The organism is Brevibacterium sp. (genome assembly GCF_052105255.1).
In the GTDB taxonomy this organism is placed as follows: Bacteria; Actinomycetota; Actinomycetes; order Actinomycetales; family Brevibacteriaceae; genus Brevibacterium; species Brevibacterium linens_B.
In genome coordinates this window covers 26,983-45,476 of record NZ_JBQDYQ010000012.1, presented here as the reverse complement: position 1 = coordinate 45,476, position 18,494 = coordinate 26,983, and the positions used below count along the sequence as shown (strand labels likewise).

Annotated in this window: 18 protein-coding genes; 9 read left to right on the top strand and 9 right to left on the bottom strand. The window is 65.4% G+C overall.

Annotated features, from left to right (window positions below):
• Positions 1-267: 267 nt before the first annotated feature.
• From ACTIIH_RS05670 to ACTIIH_RS05640, 7 genes are all read left to right on the top strand, one after another.
• Positions 268-1,164, top strand: coding sequence for a dihydrodipicolinate synthase family protein (locus ACTIIH_RS05670; RefSeq protein WP_441090980.1), 897 nt, complete (start codon positions 268-270; stop codon positions 1,162-1,164).
• Positions 1,161-2,675 (top strand): aldehyde dehydrogenase family protein, encoded by a 1,515-nt coding sequence (locus ACTIIH_RS05665; RefSeq protein ID WP_441451032.1) that lies wholly within the window; start codon positions 1,161-1,163, stop codon positions 2,673-2,675. Before ACTIIH_RS05670 ends, ACTIIH_RS05665 begins: the two co-directional genes overlap by 4 nt.
• Before the next feature lie 53 nt (positions 2,676-2,728).
• A complete protein-coding gene (locus ACTIIH_RS05660; protein WP_441451030.1) occupies positions 2,729-3,055 on the top strand; it encodes a hypothetical protein in 327 nt (108 codons plus the stop codon).
• 19 nt (positions 3,056-3,074) lie between these two features.
• Complete coding sequence (locus tag ACTIIH_RS05655; RefSeq protein WP_441451058.1) at positions 3,075-4,652, top strand: molybdopterin-dependent oxidoreductase; 1,578 nt, start codon at positions 3,075-3,077, stop codon at positions 4,650-4,652.
• Between the two features lie 163 nt (positions 4,653-4,815).
• The gene (locus tag ACTIIH_RS05650) at positions 4,816-5,022 is read left to right on the top strand and encodes a hypothetical protein (protein ID WP_441451028.1); all 207 of its coding nucleotides are present in this window, start codon (positions 4,816-4,818) and stop codon (positions 5,020-5,022) included.
• Complete coding sequence (locus ACTIIH_RS05645; RefSeq protein WP_441451026.1) at positions 5,019-6,557, top strand: sodium/proline symporter; 1,539 nt, start codon at positions 5,019-5,021, stop codon at positions 6,555-6,557. Before ACTIIH_RS05650 ends, ACTIIH_RS05645 begins: the two co-directional genes overlap by 4 nt.
• Before the next feature lies 1 nt (position 6,558).
• Positions 6,559-7,143, top strand: coding sequence for a hypothetical protein (locus tag ACTIIH_RS05640; RefSeq protein ID WP_441451024.1), 585 nt, complete (start codon positions 6,559-6,561; stop codon positions 7,141-7,143).
• A 44-nt stretch (positions 7,144-7,187) separates the two neighbouring features.
• Here ACTIIH_RS05640 and ACTIIH_RS05635 read toward each other — a convergent pair whose 3' ends face one another.
• A complete protein-coding gene (locus tag ACTIIH_RS05635; protein ID WP_441451022.1) occupies positions 7,188-7,634 on the bottom strand; it encodes a VOC family protein in 447 nt (148 codons plus the stop codon).
• Between ACTIIH_RS05635 and ACTIIH_RS05630 the strand changes: the two genes are divergently transcribed.
• The gene (locus ACTIIH_RS05630; protein ID WP_441451056.1) at positions 7,545-8,291 is read left to right on the top strand and encodes a helix-turn-helix domain-containing protein; all 747 of its coding nucleotides are present in this window, start codon (positions 7,545-7,547) and stop codon (positions 8,289-8,291) included. The two genes, ACTIIH_RS05635 and ACTIIH_RS05630, sit on opposite strands and share 90 nt — an antisense overlap.
• A gap of 61 nt (positions 8,292-8,352) precedes the next feature.
• Here ACTIIH_RS05630 and iadA read toward each other — a convergent pair whose 3' ends face one another.
• The 7 genes from iadA to ACTIIH_RS05595 all read right to left on the bottom strand — a co-directional run bounded on the left by iadA (position 8,353) and on the right by ACTIIH_RS05595 (position 15,657).
• Complete coding sequence (gene iadA, locus ACTIIH_RS05625; protein ID WP_441090973.1) at positions 8,353-9,507, bottom strand: beta-aspartyl-peptidase; 1,155 nt, start codon at positions 9,505-9,507, stop codon at positions 8,353-8,355.
• Positions 9,508-9,574: 67 nt separating this feature from the next.
• Positions 9,575-10,276, bottom strand: a complete 702-nt coding sequence (locus tag ACTIIH_RS05620) for an ABC transporter ATP-binding protein (protein WP_441091010.1) — start codon at positions 10,274-10,276, stop codon at positions 9,575-9,577.
• A 131-nt stretch (positions 10,277-10,407) separates the two neighbouring features.
• Complete coding sequence (locus ACTIIH_RS05615; RefSeq protein ID WP_441451020.1) at positions 10,408-11,199, bottom strand: ABC transporter ATP-binding protein; 792 nt, start codon at positions 11,197-11,199, stop codon at positions 10,408-10,410.
• Positions 11,196-12,128 (bottom strand): ABC transporter permease, encoded by a 933-nt coding sequence (locus ACTIIH_RS05610; protein ID WP_441451018.1) that lies wholly within the window; start codon positions 12,126-12,128, stop codon positions 11,196-11,198. The genes ACTIIH_RS05615 and ACTIIH_RS05610 overlap by 4 nt, the downstream gene beginning before the upstream one ends.
• Positions 12,125-13,237, bottom strand: a complete 1,113-nt coding sequence (locus ACTIIH_RS05605; protein ID WP_441451016.1) for an ABC transporter permease — start codon at positions 13,235-13,237, stop codon at positions 12,125-12,127. The genes ACTIIH_RS05610 and ACTIIH_RS05605 overlap by 4 nt, the downstream gene beginning before the upstream one ends.
• 2 nt (positions 13,238-13,239) lie before the next feature.
• A complete protein-coding gene (locus ACTIIH_RS05600; RefSeq protein WP_441451014.1) occupies positions 13,240-14,802 on the bottom strand; it encodes an ABC transporter substrate-binding protein in 1,563 nt (520 codons plus the stop codon).
• Between the two features lie 210 nt (positions 14,803-15,012).
• Positions 15,013-15,657: a malate:quinone oxidoreductase gene (locus tag ACTIIH_RS05595; RefSeq protein WP_441451012.1), complete on the bottom strand. Its 645-nt coding sequence runs from the start codon at positions 15,655-15,657 to the stop codon at positions 15,013-15,015.
• Between ACTIIH_RS05595 and ACTIIH_RS05590 the strand changes: the two genes are divergently transcribed.
• Positions 15,567-16,355, top strand: coding sequence for a LysR substrate-binding domain-containing protein (locus tag ACTIIH_RS05590; protein ID WP_441451010.1), 789 nt, complete (start codon positions 15,567-15,569; stop codon positions 16,353-16,355). The genes ACTIIH_RS05595 and ACTIIH_RS05590 overlap by 91 nt on opposite strands.
• A 3-nt stretch (positions 16,356-16,358) precedes the next feature.
• Here the strand turns inward: ACTIIH_RS05590 and ACTIIH_RS05585 are convergent, their stop codons facing one another.
• Positions 16,359-18,494 carry an iron ABC transporter permease gene (locus tag ACTIIH_RS05585; RefSeq protein WP_441451008.1) on the bottom strand — a complete coding sequence of 712 codons (2,136 nt, stop codon included), beginning with the start codon at positions 18,492-18,494 and terminating at the stop codon, positions 16,359-16,361.

The window sequence follows — 18,494 nt, the reverse complement described above, 5'->3', positions numbered from 1 at the left end:
CCGCAGCTGCCAGGTCAGCTGCCGTCGATGGTTGCACGAAGGGCGGATCCCCGAATCGGGGTCCGCCCTTTGTCATCCCCGCCGAGACGGACCTTCCCGCCGAGGCGGCCCTTCCCCGACGCACGGCCGCGAGACGGTTCGTGTCGAGCCCCCGTTGCCTGGGATCACTTTTCTGCCTATCGTCTGAGATATCGCCGACAAGCGTCGGCGGATCGGCTTCATCGTTGAAGTGCCGACCAGAGATCTCATGGCAGAGAGGACGATTCGATGACGAATCCGATGCGCGGCGTCTTCGCCGTTCCGACGACTCCCTACACCGAAGACGGAGATCAGAACCTCGACGCCCTGGGCGGACGCATCGAGGAGGTGCTCGTCGCAGGCGTGAGCGGACTCCTCGGCCTCGGCGCCACAGGGGAGGCGCTGGCGCTGAGTGCCGCCGAGCGCCAAGCACAGATCAAGTCCATCGTCTCCGCCGTCGACGGGCGGGCGCATGTGGCCATCGGGTGTATGGCCTACTCTCCGGCGGAGATGTCGGCCCAGATCTCCGATGCCGTCGGCTGGGGCGCCGACGCCGTCATGGTCACCCCTCCCTTCTACGGCGGACTCGAACCTGACGCCGTCATCGCCGCCCTGCGACCCGTCCTCACCACGTCGGAACTGCCGGTCATGGTCTACAACAATCCCCACTCCACCGGAACCGACCTGCTCCCGAACCACCTCGCCGCGCTCCAGGACACCGGCCGGCTCTGGAGCGTCAAGGAGACCTCCGGCGAGGCCACTCGGATCCGGGAGCTGCGCAGCCGCCTCGGCGAGGACACCGAGATCTTCGTCGGCGCCGACGGCATCGCACTCGAGGGCTTCGCACAGGGCGCCAGCGGCTGGGTGGCGGCCTCGGCCTGGCTGCTGCCCGAACACTGCCAGAGACTGTGGGAGCTGGCCGACAGGGGTGAATGGGCCGGCGCCGTCGAGCTGTGGAGGAGCCTCGGGCACGCCCTCGGACTCATCGAAGGCGACTCCGCCTTCATCTCACTCATCAAACAGGCGCTGGGTCGAAGAGGCCGCGAACAGGGACCGGTGCGTCCGCCGCTGCCGACCGCCGACCCCGAAGCACTGGCGGCGCTGCTCGATGCGATCGCCGGACTGGAGAGGACGCACACAACATGAGCACATCATCAGCGCAGAACACCCTCATCGACCGCGGTCGCACCGCACTGCGGGCCATCATCGACGGCGACCTCGGACAGTGGATCGGCGGCCGCGCCGTCACCGGTGCCGGAGACGAGATCGGTCTCATCTCACCGAGTCAGGGAACGGTCATCGGCAACCTCTCCGCGGCCAGCGTTGAGCAGCTCGATGACACCGTCGTCGCAGCACGCGCCGCCTTCGACGAGGCCGACTGGGCCGAGGACGCGACGCTGCGGGCCCGAGTGCTGCGCCGCCTCGCCGAACTCGTCGAGGCCGACGTCGAAGAGATCGCCTATCTCGACGGCATCGAAGCCGGAAAGGTCGCCCTCGGCAGCCTCGAGGAAGACGTTCCCGACGTCGCCGCGAACCTCCGCCTGAGCGCCGACCTCATCTCCCGCGATGACGGTCGCTACCTGCGCAGTCCCGACGGCTGGGGGTGGGTGACGAAGGTGCCCAGCGGCGTGGTCGGAGCGATCCTGCCGTGGAACTATCCGGTGGCGATGCTCGGGTGGAAGATCGCCCCGGCCCTGGCCGCCGGCAATGCGATGGTCGTCAAGACTTCCGAGGACTCGACGCTCAGCGCCCTCCACCTTGCCAGGCTCGCCGCCGAGGCAGGTGTGCCCGACGGCATCCTCAATGTGCTCACGGGCACCGGCCCAGGGATAGGCGCCGCCATGGGCCTGCACCCGGACATCGACGTGCTCACCTTCACCGGTTCGGGTCCCGTCGGCAGGTCCTTCCTCGAGTCCTCGGCCCGGTCGAACCTCAAGAAGGTCTCCCTCGAACTCGGCGGTCGAGCCGGCTACATCGTCGACTCCGCGCACGCCACGGACTTCGAGGCGATCGCCGCCGACATCGCCGGCGCCGCCTTCGGCACCAGCGGCCAGAACTGCACCGCCGCATCTCGGGTGATCTACGTCGGCGACGATGACGAGAGGTTCGCCGAATTCCGAACCGCGCTCATCACCGCGACCGAGGCTCTCACCGTCGGCGACCCGTTCGACGCCGACACGGACATCGGACCGGTGATCAACGTTCGCGCCCACGACCGCATCACCTCCTGGGTCGACGAAGCCGTGCAGAAGGGAGCTCGGATCCTCAACGCTCGTGCCGATGTCCCGGCCCCCGGCACCTGGTACCCGCCGACCGTCATCGCAGACGTGCCTGATGACAGCGAACTCGGTCGGGGAGAGATCTTCGGCCCCGTCACCCAGCTGCTGAGACGCACCAGCCGCGACGACGCCGTCGACCTCATCAACGGCGAACCCTATGGGCTGGCCTCGAGCGTGTGGTGCGAGGACATCGCCCAAGTGCGGTGGTGGGCCAGCCGAATCCGCGTGGGCACACTCGCCGTCAACGGCTACAGCGAAGGCACCGAAGCCACCCCGTTCGGCGGAATGCGGCAGTCCGGATTCTGGGGCCGAGACAACGGCCCGGAAGCTCTGGAGACCTATCAGGAGACCATGACCGTCTGGGTGGGAGACGCCTGAGCATCGCCTGAAGCTCAGCCGCTGCACCGCTCGATGAGGACTATCATGAGTCCATGACCACAGCAGCGGCGGAACTCGAGACGGAGGTGCGTCGTCTGCGCATCCGGATCATCTCCCTGACCACTGCCCAACTCGACGAGGCGGCCCCGCCGGCACCGACCAGGCGTGCCGCCATCCGTGAGGCCCTGACCGAATTCTCGCAGGTCGGCTCCGAGGCCCGAGCGGTCCCGGAGCTCGCCGATCAGAACCTCGCCGACCAGGTCGTCGTGCTCGTCGAACACGGTCTGCGTTCGGCTCAGACACTGCCCGAACCCGACCGTGAGAACCGCCTCGTTGCCCTCACCGAGGCGGCCGTGCGACTGCGTCGCGCCCTGGCCTGAGAATGCGGACGTGGAGGGCATGATGGCGGGCACTCGGCGCACGTGGCTGTCCGTGGTCACCGGGGTCGTCGCGACCCTCATCTACTTCGGCACCGCCGAACTCATCGCCCGCAGCCTGGATGTCGCGTCAGCCCCGGCGCTGCTCATCGGCCAATCTCTCATCCCGCTGGTGCCCACCGTGCTCGTCAAGTCCGCGATCGCGGTCTTCGGCACCCACGACAAGCTCGCCCTCGTCATCACCATCGTCGCAGGAGGTGCCGGGTGCGGTGCGCTCATCGGGTGGATCGGTGCCCGTCGTCGAGGTCTCGCGCTCGTGCTGCTCATCGGCTTCGGACTGCTGTCCGCCGTCGTCGGCTTCAGCTCCGGTGCCGGTCTTGCGGCCACTCTGCCGAGTCTCGGCGGAGTCGCCGCCGGGGCCGCAGCCTTCCTCGTCCTCCTCCACCTCGCGGGCACGGCGGATCACTCCTCGGCAGATACGGCGGCGGGAGACGACCAGCAGAATCGATCTCCTGCCCGACCCGGGCGGCGGGCGTTCTTCGGGCTGGCCGCGGGACTGAGCGCGGTCGGCATCGCCGCCGTCGCAGCCGGACAGTCCGCGGCCACATTGGCACGCAGTGCGGCAGGCACTGTGACGAAACTCGTCCTGCCGCGGCCGGCCACCTCGGCGCCGGAGATCCCCGCGGGCGCGGAACTCGACGTGTCCGGACTGACTCCGCTGGTCACGGAGACCTCGGACTTCTACCGCATCGACACAGCGCTCTTCTCGCCGTCGATCGACGCGGGAACGTGGATGCTGCGCGTCCACGGCATGGTCGAGAACGAGTTCACGATCACCATGGCCGAAATCCTCGACCTCCCTCTGCAGGAGCACTATGTGACCCTGACCTGCGTCTCGAATGAAGTCGGCGGCGACCTGGTGGGGAATGCGAAATGGCTGGGCTATCCGATTCGTGACCTTCTGGCCCGGGCGAAACCGCACTCCGGCGCAGACATGGTGCTCTCAGGCTCCGATGACGGATTCACCGCCTCCACACCGCTCGAAGTGCTCACCGACGACCGCGCGGCCCTGCTGGCCGTGGCGATGAACGGCCATGCCCTGCCCCGCGATCACGGATACCCCGCCCGGCTGGTCGTCCCGGGGCTCTACGGGTACGTCTCGGCCACGAAGTGGGTGACCGATCTCGAGGTCACCCGGTTCGCGGACAAGGAAGCGTATTGGACGACTCGCGGCTGGTCCACGCACGGACCCGTCTTGGTGGCCTCGCGTATCGATGTGCCTCGCCCCGGCGCCACCGTGGCACCCAAGAGCGGCGACCGGATCGTCACCGCAGGAATGGCCTGGGCGCAGCACACGGGCATCGCGAAGGTGCAGGTGCGCATCGACAACGGGGACTGGGCGGAAGCGGAACTCAGCGAGGAGCTCACCGCAGATACGTGGCGACAATGGCGATGCGAGCACACGGGACTGAGCTCCGGCACGCACACGGTCGCCGTGCGCGCGATCGACCAGGCAGGCAACGTGCAGACCTCGGAGCGCCGACCGCCTATTCCGGGTGCGGCGACGGGGCTTCACGAGCGCCAGTTCACCGTCGAGTGAGGCGGCACTGCGGAACGGACAGGCAGTACGGACCGACAGCCCGGTCATGCGGTTCGGGCGGTTCCCACCATGCGAACCCGGCGCGGCAGTCTCAGGCTTCTCGCGATAAGTTGTAAGCTCACTCACAGCATCAGTATCCCCGCATCACAACGAGGTGGTCTACGTGTTCGGTCTCCCGACGGCGACGGTCGTCATCATTGCCGGCATTCCTGCGATCTGGGTGATCTACACCCTCGTATTCGTCTTCCTCTCCCGCGGCTGGAGGGCCGAAGACGTGGCCGAGGACCAGAGCCTGGCGTCAAGCGCGAGCGGAGCGGGCGGACGAGATGGTGGGGCCGCCTCGGCGAAGGGGAACGGGGGAGCGGCATGAATATCGAAACCTGGTTCCTGCTCATCTACTTCGCCGCCATGGCCGGGATCGGTGTGTGGACGCTCAAGGTCGGCTCGAAGGGCAGCGAGGGCTATCTGCTCGGCGGACGCAGCCTGGGTGCTGCGGTCACTGCTCTGCGTCTGCAGTCATCGTCGATGTCCGGGTACATGTTCCTCGGTGCGGGTTCGTTGGCCTATACGAAGGGCTACTTCTCACTCTGGTACGCGATGGGCGACATCGGCGGCGGTGTCCTCAATCTCTCGATCCTCGGCCGGCGGATGCGCAAGCTCTCTCAGATCCTCGGGTCGCTGACGTCGATCGAATACCTCGAACATCGGTATCCGTCGAAGTGGATCCGCGCGATCGCCGCACCGGTCGCCGTGTTCTGCATCTTCTTCTATGTGATGAGTCAGTTCATCGCCGGCGGACGCGGGCTCGAGATGGTCACCGGCATCCCGTACACGTGGGCGCTGCTCATCGCTGTCGGCGTCATCGTCTTCTACACCTTCCTCGGCGGCTACCTCGCCGTGGCCTACACCGACTTCGTGCAGGCGATCATCATGCTCATCGGCATGGTGTGGATCCTCATCGCCTGCCTGCAGGCGGTGGGCGGATGGACGGCCGGCAACGAGGCGGTCGGGCAGATCAACCCGAACCTGCTGACCATGTGGGGACCGGACGGCATCGAATCCGTCCAATGGGGAGTCATCGTCGGTGCTGTCCTCGTCTTCTCCATCGGCTATATGGGCTGGCCGCACGTCAACGTCAGCCATATGGCGATGAAGCGGCCGTCGGTGGCCAGGCGTGCCAGCCTCTACGCGACAGGCTTCAACCTGCTGTTCATCCCTGCTCCCTACATCGTCGGCATCATGGCGCTCATCCTGCTGCCGACCCTGGACAACCCGGAACTTGCGGTCTTCGAAGTCGCCGACACGGTGCTGCCGGACTTCGCCGTGGGCATCGTCATGGCCGGAATCATGGCTGCGATCATGTCCACCGCCGACGCTCTGCTGCTGCAGTCGGGCACGATCGCCAGCCAGGATCTGTTCCAACGCTTCGTCAAGAAGGACATGTCCGACCAGCAGTCCGTGTGGGTGTCGCGGTTCACCGTCCTCGTGCTCGCGGTCATCGGCTACCTCGTCGCAGTGAACGATCCTCCCGCGGTCGCCGAGGTGGTCATCTTCTCCACCACGGTGCTCGGTGCCGCGTTCGTTCCCGTCTACATCGCCGCGGCCTGGTGGAAGAAGGCGAACGTGCCCGGTGCGATCGCCTCGATGATCTTGGGCACCGTATCCTCCGTCGTATGGCAGCTGACCGGACTCGTCGACGCCACCAGAGTCGACCCGATGGGAATCGGCATCGTCTGCTCGACATTGGCTCTCATCCTCGTCTCCCTGGCCACCCAGCGGTCGCATCCGGTGCCTGGCCACGTTCTCGAGGCAATGCAAGAGACCGACAAGATCGGTGCGATTCCCGCCCACATGCTCACCGGACAGAACGATTCCCTGGCCGGTCAGGTTCCGAAGGACGCTTGAGATGAGTGCCGAGATCGGAACCGGGCACTCGCTTCGCCCGGACCTGCAGGTCGAGGACCCGATGCGGATGGAACCGCTTGTCACCGCCGCCGAGGCGCTCGCCGTCTTCCAGCGCAAGCTCCCGGGCGCGCTCGCCGAGGTCAGGCAGACGCATCATCCTTTCTGGTGGGCCGCGCTCGATGTGCGCATTCGCGGGCTCTTCCGCCGGGATGCGTCCGGACCGGGGCAGCGGATGGATGTGCTCGTCAATGCTGTGTCCGGACGGGGCATGATCGCCGACTTCACCCCACGCGGGGCCACTGCGGGATCATCGGAGTGGTTGAGTCGGTTCGGCGAGCAGTCGGGACCGCTGCCGGCTCGGAGAGAGGCGGAGCGGACCGCACGATCATTGGCGCGTGCGAAGGTCGTCAAGACGGTCAAGCTCGGAATGGGCATCGAGGTCACTCCCGCAGGCGGTCTGCGCGGAGTGCTCAAACCCAACTGGATCGTCACCGGTGGGAACGCGAAACATTCGGCGACGATTCTCGTCGACGGTCTCGACGGGTCTCACTACATCGTGCGGGTGGACAAGGCCGGACAGAGCTGAGGGCTCAGCTGAGGTCGTGCGGGTGTGGTGGGGTGCCGGGGTGCTCAGCCCCAGTTCTTCGCGTCCGAGATGCAGAACGGGTGACCGGCGGGATCGAGGAGAACGACCCAGGTCTCGCCCGGCTGCGGTTCGGCTCGGGTGGCACCGAGTTCGACGCAGCGATCGGCCGCCGCCTGGATGTCGTCGGCGGCGAGGTCGAGGTGGAACTGCTTGTGTCCGTCGTCGGGCCAGCTCGGCCGCTGATAGTCCGGGATCGTGCCGATGCCCAGGGCATGGCTGGGGCCGGTGAGCATCGCATAGTTCTCGTCCGAATAGGCGATGGGCCAGCCGAGGACGGAGGAGTAGAACTCTCCGAGCGTCTGCGTCCGTTCGTCAAACGCTATTGGGCTGTCGAATGGGACCTGCCGGACGGTGAGAGCTGTCAGACGGCGACCCTGTCCGAACCGACCATCCATCTGAGTTTCGAGTTCGGCAGCAGCCGACGTGCCCATGTCGATGGCCCCGGAGCGTGGGTGACCGGCCCGGTCACCAAACGACGTTTCGACGTGGGAATCTTCGGACGCGGCGCAGTCTTCGGGGTGAACTTCCAGCCGGGTGCGACACTGGCCTTCTCCGACCAGAAGCCTGCGAGCATCCGTGATTCGACGGTCCCCGCCGCGCTGTGGTTTCCGCGGTTGGAGGCCGACCTCGGCCTGGCCGAGTTGTTTTCGCAGTCGCAGCAGCCGTCACAGAACGCCGGGATGCCGGAGCTGGGCGAATTGGCTGCGTCGGTGGAGAGTTGGCTGCTGTCCTGGAGACCGCAGATGACCTCGTCGTTCGAGCGATTGAAGCGGGTTCTCGACATCCTTGACGACCCCGAGGTCGTGAGTCTGAAGATCCTCGCGGAGAGAACCGATATCGGTGAGCGCACTCTGCAGCGCATGTTCGCCAACTTCTGCGGGGTCGGAGTGAAGAAGGTTCTGGCTCGAGCACGTGTCATCGATGCGGTCGGTGCGATCGATCGCGGTTGGGACGGGACTCTGGCCGACCTCGGTGCGCAATTCGGATGGTTCGATCAATCGCACTTCAGCACGGACTTTGTGCGCGTCACCGGCTTCAGCCCCGCCGAGTACGCACAGCGGAAATCCGCGCGGGTCACTCGAAACTGAAGTCGGACGTGAGCATAGTACGGCCCAAGTGCAGTCAGCGCTGGCAGCGGTGAGATTCGGTTCAGCGCGGTGACTGGTCGAAGGTGCTTCTGATCAGCTGTTCGCCGTTGCTGATGGTCTGACGGCCCAGCGCAAACCCGTGCTGGATAGCGTGTCCCTCGTCGACGAACAGCAGATCGGCATCGCAGCCTGCACGGATGCGTCCCTTGCGCGGAAGCTTCAGGGCATCGGCGGTGTTGGCGGTGACGAACGAGAGGACCTGTGACAGAGACAGGCCGCTGTCATCAGCACATGCCCACACCTGCTCGAACAGAGTCGACTGGTCGGCCACCTGCAGTTCCGTCAGGCGTCCCTGTGCATCGAATTTCGGCAGGCTTCCGTTGGCGTCCGATGACAGGGTAAGCCGATCGAGACTGCCGCCGGATTCGACGTACTTCTGCATTGCCTGGGCAGTGGATGCTCCGGCCGTCATGTCGACATAGGCTCCTTTGGCTGCGAGGCCGACCGCCTCGGCGATGAGTTCGACATCTCGGGTGATGTGGGTGGCATACACGGCGGGCGGAGCGATCGGATAGTCGTCGAGGAGGCGGTGAAGCGGCGCGAGGCGGGTCGAATGCGATCCGACATGGAAGTGAGTGACGCCGGCTTTTCCGCTGAGCAGTCCGCCGACATGGCATTGGCTGACGATGTCGGCGAGTTGCTCGATCGTCGGTTGGAACGACCGCCGTTCGGAGATGGCGATCTCTCCGGCTCCGATCACTTTGTCGAAGAGGACGATGTCGTCGGCGACGGAACCGGTGATGGTTCGTGCGGGAAGCTGGTAGCTGCCGGTGTAGACGAACGTCGTGATCCCCTCTTCTTCGAGGCCGCGAGCCTTGGCGATGAGGCCGCTGTGCGATCGGGTGATGGAATCGGTGCCGAGGCATCCGACGACGGTGGTCACGCCTGCGCTGATGATGTCGGCGACGTCGATCTCGGGTGTGCGAGTCGCATACCCGCCTTCGCCGCCGCCTCCGGTGATGTGCACATGGGGGTCGATGAAGCCGGGCACGGCGGTCAGCCCGGTGGCGTCAATGACTGCCGAACCCGGCAGCTGCGCGACGGTCCGGCTGTCCACCTCGCCGAGATGGGCGATGAGTGAGCCCTCCACGAGGATGTCGCAGACCCCGAGCGGTTCGGGTGCGAAGATCTCCGCCCCGCGGATCAGAATGACCATGGCTTATCCGTCCTTTCGACGCCGTTTCGCGTCCGGTCTCGGCCCAGTCTCGGATCGGCCAGGTCGGTCAGTTGCCGCCGGGGATGATTCCCTTACCATCGACCTTGGGGATGGCGGCCAGCAGCTTCTTCGTGTACGGGTGCTGCGGTTCATTCCAGATCTGGTCGGTCGGAGCGACTTCGACGATGCGGCCGGCTTCCATTACTGCGACCCTGTCAGCGATGTCGCGGACAACCGAGAGATCGTGGCTGATGAAGATCATCGAGGCACCGGAGTTGATGGCGAGGTCGCGCATCATGCGAGCGATCCGTGCCTGGAGGAACGCATCGAGTGACGCAATGGGTTCATCCCCGACGAGCACTTTCGGACCTGCGGCCAGAGCACGAGCGATTGCGATGCGCTGCCTCTGTCCGCCGGAGAACGAATGCGAGTAGCGCTGTGCTGAGTCGGACGGCAAGTCGACGGCTTCCAGCAGCGATTCGACGCTCCACGTGCCGTGAGGATTGAGCGCCAGCGCATCGTCGAGCTGGTCACGGATACGCCTGCGCGGATTGAGAGACGCGTAAGGATTCTGGAAGACCATCTGAATGCCGAGCAGTTCCTTCGCTCTCTTCTTCAGACCTAGTGCTCTGACCGGTGTGCCGTCGAAGGTGATGGAGCCGCTCGCAGGTTTTTCCAATCCGCAGATGAGTTTGGCCAGTGTCGACTTTCCGCAGCCGGATTCGCCGACGAGTCCGAGCACGTCCGATCGACCCAGTTCCAAAGACACTCCGTTTACTGCCCGGAAGCGACCTCCGCCGTCGAGTTTGTATTCGCACGCAACGGAATCGAGTGACAACAGAGGTGCATCTGCTGCGGAGGAGCGACCGGCGGTGGCGGTTGGAGCTTGGTCGATCGATGTCACGGGGAGACCTCCGCACCTGGCAGGGATTCGATGAGAGAGCGCGTGTACTCGTGTCTGGGTGCGGTGATGATGGCCTCCCGTTCGCCGGTTTCGACGACGACGCCGTTCTTCATTACGACGATGGTGTCCGCGACCGAGGACAGCACCCCGAAATCGTGGGTGACCAGGAGCACAGCGAGGTCGAGGTCGTCGCAGAGTTCGCGCAGTAGTCGGAGGATGCCTGCCTGAACGGTGACATCGAGTGCTGTAGTCGGTTCGTCGGCGATGAGGACCTTCGGGTCGCAGATGATCGCTGAGGCGAAAGCAATACGCTGCAGCTGTCCGCCAGAGAACTGGTGGGGGTATTTCTTCACCGCTTCTTCCGGGTGCGGAACTCTGGTTCGGCCGAGGATCGCGATGGCTTTGGCCAGGGCAGCTCTCTTCGATGCCTTCTGGTGATGTCGAAGGTGATCGGTGATCTGGTCGCCGACGGTGAGCATGGGATGGAATGCTGAGGCCGGATCCTGGAAGACCATCGACAGCTGCACTCCGCGCAGGCGATTGTGCTGTTTGGCAGGCATTCCCACCAGTTCGACTCCATCAAAGTCGATGCTTCCGCTCAGCTCCGCGCCTGTGGGGGAGAGCCCCATGATCGCCAAGCCGGTCTGGGTCTTGCCGGACCCAGATGCACCCGCGACTCCGGTGATGCGACCTGCTTCGAGGTCGAAGGAGACATCATCGAGAATATGAGTGGTCTTCTTCCCCGAGGTGACCAAGAGATTGAGGTCTTTGATGCTGATCATGCTCATGAGGTAGTCTCACCGACTTCCTGGGAGGTATGCGGGTCGAGAGTATCGCGCAGACTGTCGCCGATGAAGTTGAATGCCATGACAATGGTGAGGATGCAGAGTCCGGGGAAGAACGCGATCCACCAGGCCGCGAACTGAGAGACTCCTTCGCTGATCATCGCGCCCCAGTCCGGCGTCGGCGGAACGGCGCCGAGAGACAGGAACGACAGACCGGCCATCGTGAGGATCGCCGAACCGACATCGAGGGTGGCGAGCACAACGACCGGGGAGATGACGTTCGGTGCGATTTCGCGGGCCAGTGATCGGCCCGCACTGAATCCGAGCAGGCGTCCGGCGATGACGTACTCGCTGCCGCGCGCCGTCATCACCAGCGACCTGGTGACACGGGCGTAGGACGGCCATGAGACGAGCAGGATCGCAATGATCGCGTTTTTCAGCCCCGGTCCGAGGGCGGCTGCGATGACCATGGCGAGGATGATGGTGGGGAAAGCGAACACGAGGTCGGCGATGCGCATGATGATCTCGTCGACGGCCCGACCGAAGTATCCGGCGATAGCGCCGAGCACCGAGCCCAGCAGTGCAGAACAGATGACGACGAACACCGCGGCGGGCAAGGTGGTGCGGGCGGCGACGAGGATGCGGGAGAGCACGTCTCGGCCCAGGGTGTCGGTGCCGAGCAGATTCTCACCGTTGGGAGCCGACAACCGGGAGAAGTTCTGCGCCAGAGGATCGAACGGTGCCAGCAGCGGTGCGAAGATCGCCACGATCAGCCAGATCACGAGGATCCCGGCCCCGACGAACCCCAGCGGAGTGCGCAGCGCCTTCGGGAAGCGGATCTGCCACCTCTTCAGTCCGGGGACGACGGGATCGTGGTGGGCCGCCTCGGCGATGGGGGCATTGGTGGGCTGTTTCGGGGTGCCGATGTTCATCTCACCCTCACTCTCGGATCCACGAAGCCGTAGATCAGGTCGACGATGAAGTTCACGAGGATGTAGACGATGCCGATGACAAGGCCCACACCCATGATGACGGGCAGGTCCAGTGTGGTTGCCCCACGGTAGGCATACTGGCCGAGTCCGTTCCAGGCGAAGACGGTCTCGGTCAGCACCGCACCGGAGAGCAGGGAGCCGAAGGCCAGGCCGACGACGGTGATGATCGGGACCAAGGCGCCTCGGAAGATGTATTTGAAGACCACTGTCCTTGCCGGCAGGCCCTTCGCTTTGGCCGCGGTGACGTAGTCGAGTCTGATGATGTCGAGGACGCTCGAGCGGCTGAATCGAGTGAGCAGACCGACGGTGAAGAGAGCGAGAACGCATGATGGCAGAACGAGGTGGCCGAGGGCGTTGGAGAATGTCGCCATCTGACCGGCCAGCAGAGAATCGACAGTGTAGAGGCCTGTCACTTTAGGTGGCGGAGTGATCCACGGGTCGAGCCGTCCGGCGCCGGGAACGACTCGAAGCTTGAAGAAGAACACGAAGTAGGCGACGGTGGCGATCCAGAACGTCGGCGCCGAGATGCCGATGAGGCTGAGGGTGCGGATCGCGTGGTCGACGAGGCTGTTCTGTTTGAGGGCGCTGAGCAGTCCGAGGAGAAGTCCGAGGATGACGGAGATGAGAATCGCTCCGATGCCGAGCTCGATCGAGGCGGGGAAGACCTGACCGATCGAGGCGAGCACGGGCGTGCGCGTCTGGTTGGAGACTCCCAGATCTCCTTGGAGCAGATTGCCAAGGTAGGTGAAGTACTGGACGAGGAGCGGCTGGTCGAGGCCGAGCTTTTCCCGCGTCTGCGCGACGATCTCCGGATCAGCTGCCGCCCGGTCGCCGAGGATGGCGGCGACCGGGTCAGTGGGCACGAGGTTGGTGAGCAGGAACGTCACCACGGTCACGCCCCAGACCAGAATGACCGAGATACCGATCCGGATGAGGATGAATCGGAGGAGCGGGTGGAGCTTCGGCGGTTTGATCCGCTGCGCCGCGTCCGCTTCACCAGAGGCGGACGCGGCAGGAGCATCGTGCGGCGCTGTGGTGGCTTCCGCCATCCTCACTCTGCCTTTGCGAAGTCGAAGGAGACGTCGGCGTTGGATACGAAATTCGTAATGCTCGAACCGACGGCGACGGTGCTGACCGGCTGGACGAGCGGGATCCACACCGCGGTGTCGGTAGTCGCATTGAACAGCTTCGCGTAGGCGGCATCTCGCGCATCACCCTTCGCTTTGGCCGCTTCGTCCGCAAGTTTCTCCAGCTTCGGGTCGTCATTCCAGTTCACGCGTTCGGCAACGCTGCCGCCGGGAATGAAGACGTTGTAGTTCGTCGGATCAGGGAAGTCCGCACCCCAGGTCCCGATGCCCATCGGCTGCTTGGCCGAGCGGAAGCCGTCGAGCTGAGTTGAGCTCGGCGCCGGTTTGAGATCGAGGTTGATATCGGCTTCCTTCAGCTGCGCCTGCAGTGTCTCGGCGAGCTGCGCGAGATCGACACCGTTGACGGCTTGATCACTCGAGTAGTGGAAGGGGACCTTCTCTCCGTCGTAGCCGGCCTTCTTCAGCAGCTTCTTCGCCTTTGCGAGGTCGCGTTTCGGGGCTTCGTCCTTTGCGACGGCGCCGACGAACTCGTTGGGTACGAGGCTGGCCATTCGCTGCGATCCCTTCCCAGCGAGGTCGATGAGTTTGTCGTAGTCGATCGCCGCCATGACAGCCTTGCGGAAATTCGGGTCTGCTGCAGGTCCGCCGATCTTCTCATCCGTGTTGTTGAAGATGTAGAGGCTGCGAGTCGAGGGCAGACTGGAGATCTTGCCCATCGATTCATCGATCTGCTTCGCCTGATCAGAGTTGAGGTCGAAAGCGACCTGCGCCTGACCTGACTGGATATCGGTCAGCTGGGTCTCGGCAGAGACATTGCGCAACACCACGCGCTTGTACTTCGGTTCGGGACCGTTGTAGTGCTCATTCGCTGTCAGCACGACCTGGCTGTCTGCGTCGTACTTCTCCACTTTGTACGGTCCGGAGCCCTGCGAGTTCTCATTGAGGAACTGTTCGGCGCCGTCATTCTCATCAGTAGTTCCCTCGTTCTTCTTGACGACCTTCGAGTTGACGATGCCGATCGAGGAGTTGGGGAGGATGTAGGGCAGTGCCGGGTTGGGTTCTGAGCTGGTGAGCGAGACCGTCTTGTCGTCGACCTTCTTGACCTTGACTCCGTCGAGGAAGAATGAGGGATTGCCTTTGATGCCCTGAAGACGCTTGAAGGAGAAGACGATGTCATCGGCTGTGACGGGATCGCCGTTGGAGAATTTCGCGTCCTCGTCCTTGAGGGTCAGCGTCATCTCCTTGTTGTCCTCGGACATCTCGTACGAGCAGAGGCCGTCGGTCGGCTTGGTGAGGTCGCCGTCCTCGAACTCGAGGGCCGTCTGGTAGATGGCGTTGTCGATCGTCGACCCGGTGAACTCGAATTGTCGATGGGGGTCGATCGTCTTGAGGTTGAAGGCCGTCTCGGCCACGATCGTGTCGCCGGCACCGCCGGCTTCGTCGGAGCCGCTGCCGCAGGCAGCGAGTCCGGCAGTCAGTGCGAGGGTGGAGCAGATTGCGACGAGATTGCGGGACAGGCGCCTCATGTGTGATCTCCCTAACAGTAAGTGTTGTGAGTCACATTAGAGTTGAAATGCCCACCATGCAATTCAACCTGCCACAAAGATGGCTGAATTCCATTGTGCATTTCCGCCAACGTCCCGGGCCGCGAAATAAGGTCTCAGATCTGCGGCTTCCGAAGGTGGCTGATCTCCGCGCCCGACGCGGGCCATGTGCGCAACGGAAGTCCGCGCGGGTCACGCGAGGCTGACCGGGGATAGGCCGAGCGCCTCATCGGTCGTGGCGTGGGAACGAGCGACCGTTTCGGCGGTCCAGTCGGTGCGATCGAGGTCGGGGACCGCCTCGGCGATCTGGGACTTCCAGGTGCCGTGCCATTGGGCAGGGAAAGCCTGCTTGAGCAGATCGACCATGATCGGCACCGCCGTCGATGCTCCGGGGGAGGCTCCGAGCAGACCCGCGATCGAGCCGTCAGCGGAGACGACGAGTTCGGTGCCCTGCTGCAGGACGCCGATCTTCTTCCGATCCGGTTTGACCAGCTGGGCCCTCTGCCCGGCCGGCAGCAGGGTCCACTCGTTGCGTCGGGCCAGCGGCAGATAGCGTCGTAGCTGCGCGAACTTCCGCGATGGGCTGGCCGCAAGCTCCTTGACGAGGAACGACACGAGGCTGAGGTTCTGCAGACCGGCCGCCGCAATGACGTGCAGGTTGCCCGGCCGGACGGTCGTGAAGAAATCCGAGAGGCGACCGTGCTTGAGCAGCTTCCGCCGCCGCCCTCGGCATACCCCAGTCCACGATGAGCCGACGCATCCACGCCCTCGAAAGCCACCTCGGCGTGCCGTTGACCGTCCCGCGCGGACGCGCCATCGGTCTGACGACGGCGGCACTGGATCTCGTGGCCGCGGTGCGTGCCCCGCTGACGGAGATCGATGCGGCGCTGGTCGATCTCGCCGAGGCGGCCGACCCCGAGCACGGAACGATCCGGTTCGGATTTCCGCTGACGATGGGTGCCGGTGAGGTACCCGATCTGCTCGCGGCGTTCAATCGTGCTCATCCCGGCATCCGACTCGATCTCAAACAGGCCCACGGTGCCGAGCTCGTCGCTGATCTGCAGAGAGGCACCCTTGATCTGGCGATCATCATTCCGCCTCCGGCCGAGGTCAACCACGAGGTGCTCGCGCGGCAGACGATCATCGCGGCCCTGCCCGGTGTGCACCCGTTGGCAGGCGTTCGCAGCATCACCCTGGAGCGGCTGGCCGACGAGGAATTCATTGCCTCTCCTGCGAGCTACAATCTGCGGGCGCTGACCGACCGGTGGTGTCGGGCGAGCGGATTCGATCCGGAGGTGAAGATCGAGGTCACCGAGTTCTCGACGATCCGCGAATTCGTCGGCCGCGGAATGGGTGTGGCGCTGATTCCGCCCGCGGTGCGTCCGGTCGACGGAATCACCGAGGTGGCCCTGGACGGGGCCGAATACGTGCGTGAGATCGCGCTGTGTTCGGCTGTGCGTCGGCCCGGCCGCGTCGTCGAGCGCCTGCGCGATTTCATCCGCGAGCACGCGGCCGCGTGGGCAATTGAGGGCTGATGCTCAGGCGCGGGTGCGTGCAAGCAGGTAGACGAAGTACGGGGCGCCGATGAGGGCGACGATGAGACCGGCCGGGATCTGCGCCGGAGCGGTGACCGTGCGCCCCACGGCGTCGGCGACGACGAGGCCCACGGATCCGAGCAGCATCGCCGTGGGCACGACCCGGATATGACGGGCGCCGACCAGAGCGCGGGCAGCGTGCGGGGCGACGAGACCGATGAATCCGACGACGCCGACAGCCGATACGCTCACCGCTGCGAGCACGGCAGCGGTGATGAGCACCGCCAGGCGCACCGGTTCACGCGGAACTCCGACCAGCCGTGGGGTGTCATCATCAAGGGCGAGCAGGTCGAGCTCGCGCGTCCACACGAACGCCAACGGTACGGCGACGAGCAGGGTGAGGGCGACCGGTCCGATGTCGGCCCACGTCCGTCCGTACGTCGATCCGGACAGCCACGTGAAGAGGGCAGGCGTGTCCCAGGGATTCGCACGGACGAGGAACAGTGTGGTCAGCGCGGTGAAACCGAACCACAGGCCGATGCCGATGAGGACGAGACGATCCGTATTCATCCCGCCCCGCCACGACAGCCCGTAGACGACGGCGAAGGCGGCCAGGGCGCCGACGATGCCGACTGCGGAGACGAGACCGACCCCGGCGCCGGGGATGAGGGTGACGACGATGACGGCTCCCAGTCCGGCTCCACCGGTGATGCCGAGCAGGCCGGGCTCTGCCAGAGGGTTGCGTGCACTGGCTTGGACGAGGGTGCCGGAGAGTCCGAGCGCAGCACCGGCCGCCAGGGCAGCCGCGACCCGTGGCGCCCGGGAATCGAAGGCAAAGTCGATGACGGGTGCCGCCCGGTCCTGGAACCACAGCAGCATATCGCCGAGGAGGTAGAACCGTTCCCCGGTGAGCAGACCAATCACGGCGACGGCGACGAGAACGACGGCGCCGGTGACGATGACGAGGCCGGCCCGTCGAGGACCGACCACCGTCGAATTCGCCGCCGAGGTGGTCGCCGCCTTTGATGCCGTGCGCATCGACCGCGCCAGCAGGACGAGGACGAGCGCCCCGAGCACGGTCGTCGTCACACCCGACGGCAGGGTGATCGCCTCGGTGGCGCCGACGATGGCGCGCAGCAGGGCGTCGGCGACGATGACGATGATCGCGCCGATGAGACCGGCGGCCGGAAAGAGCACGGCATGACGGCCGAGGCCCGGTATCACGCGGGCCAACAGCCGCGCGATGACCGGAGCGCAGAGACCGACGAAGCCGATCGGCCCGGCCAGGGTCACCGCAGTGGCGGTGAGCATGACGGCCAGCAGGATCCCGATGGCCCGGGTCGACCTGACCGGAACTCCGAGCACCGAGGCGGCATCATCACCGAGACCGAGCAGATCCAGCCGCCTCGACAGCAGAATCGCGGCGCCGGCGATGACGGCGATGACCGGAATGCTGCGCAGGGCCGCAGTGCCGTCGAGCTGGTTGAGAGTGCCCGAGCCCCAGGAGAAGAGACTCGTCGTCTCTTCGGCGAAGAGGATGAGCAGAGTCGAAGTCCCCGCCTGCAGCGCCATCGCCGTGGCCGTGCCCGCCAGCACGAGCCGAGTCGTCGAGGCACCTGCGCCTCCAGCCAGGCCGAGGACCAGGGCTGCGGCGAGCAGACCGCCGAGGAAGGCGACCCCGCCCGAGGCCCAGAGCGGAATCGCAATGCCGAAGGCGGTGACCACGGTGACGGCGAAGTACGCACCGCCGGTGACCGCCAGCGTGTCCGGCGAGGCCAAAGGGTTGCGTGCCAGCGACTGGAACAGGGCGCCGGCAACGCCCAAGGCGATCCCGACGAGGATGCCCGCCCCCACGCGCGGCAGCCGCGATCCCAGCAGGATGTCACGGGCACTGGGACCATCTTCGGCGGGGGAGAGCGTACCGGTCGCGGCCGTGAACAGCTCTGGGACACCGATCTCCGAGGTCCCCTGCGTGACATGCCATGCGGAGACGATGAGGAGGACGGCGACGAGTCCGAGGAGAGCGGCGAACGTCGACAGGACGCCGACGAGACCTCGACCGCGGACGGCAACCTCGGTCGGTTCCGGTGCCGAGGTCGTCTGCTGGGAGGCGCTCGGGCGGGTCAGGGGAGAGGCCAC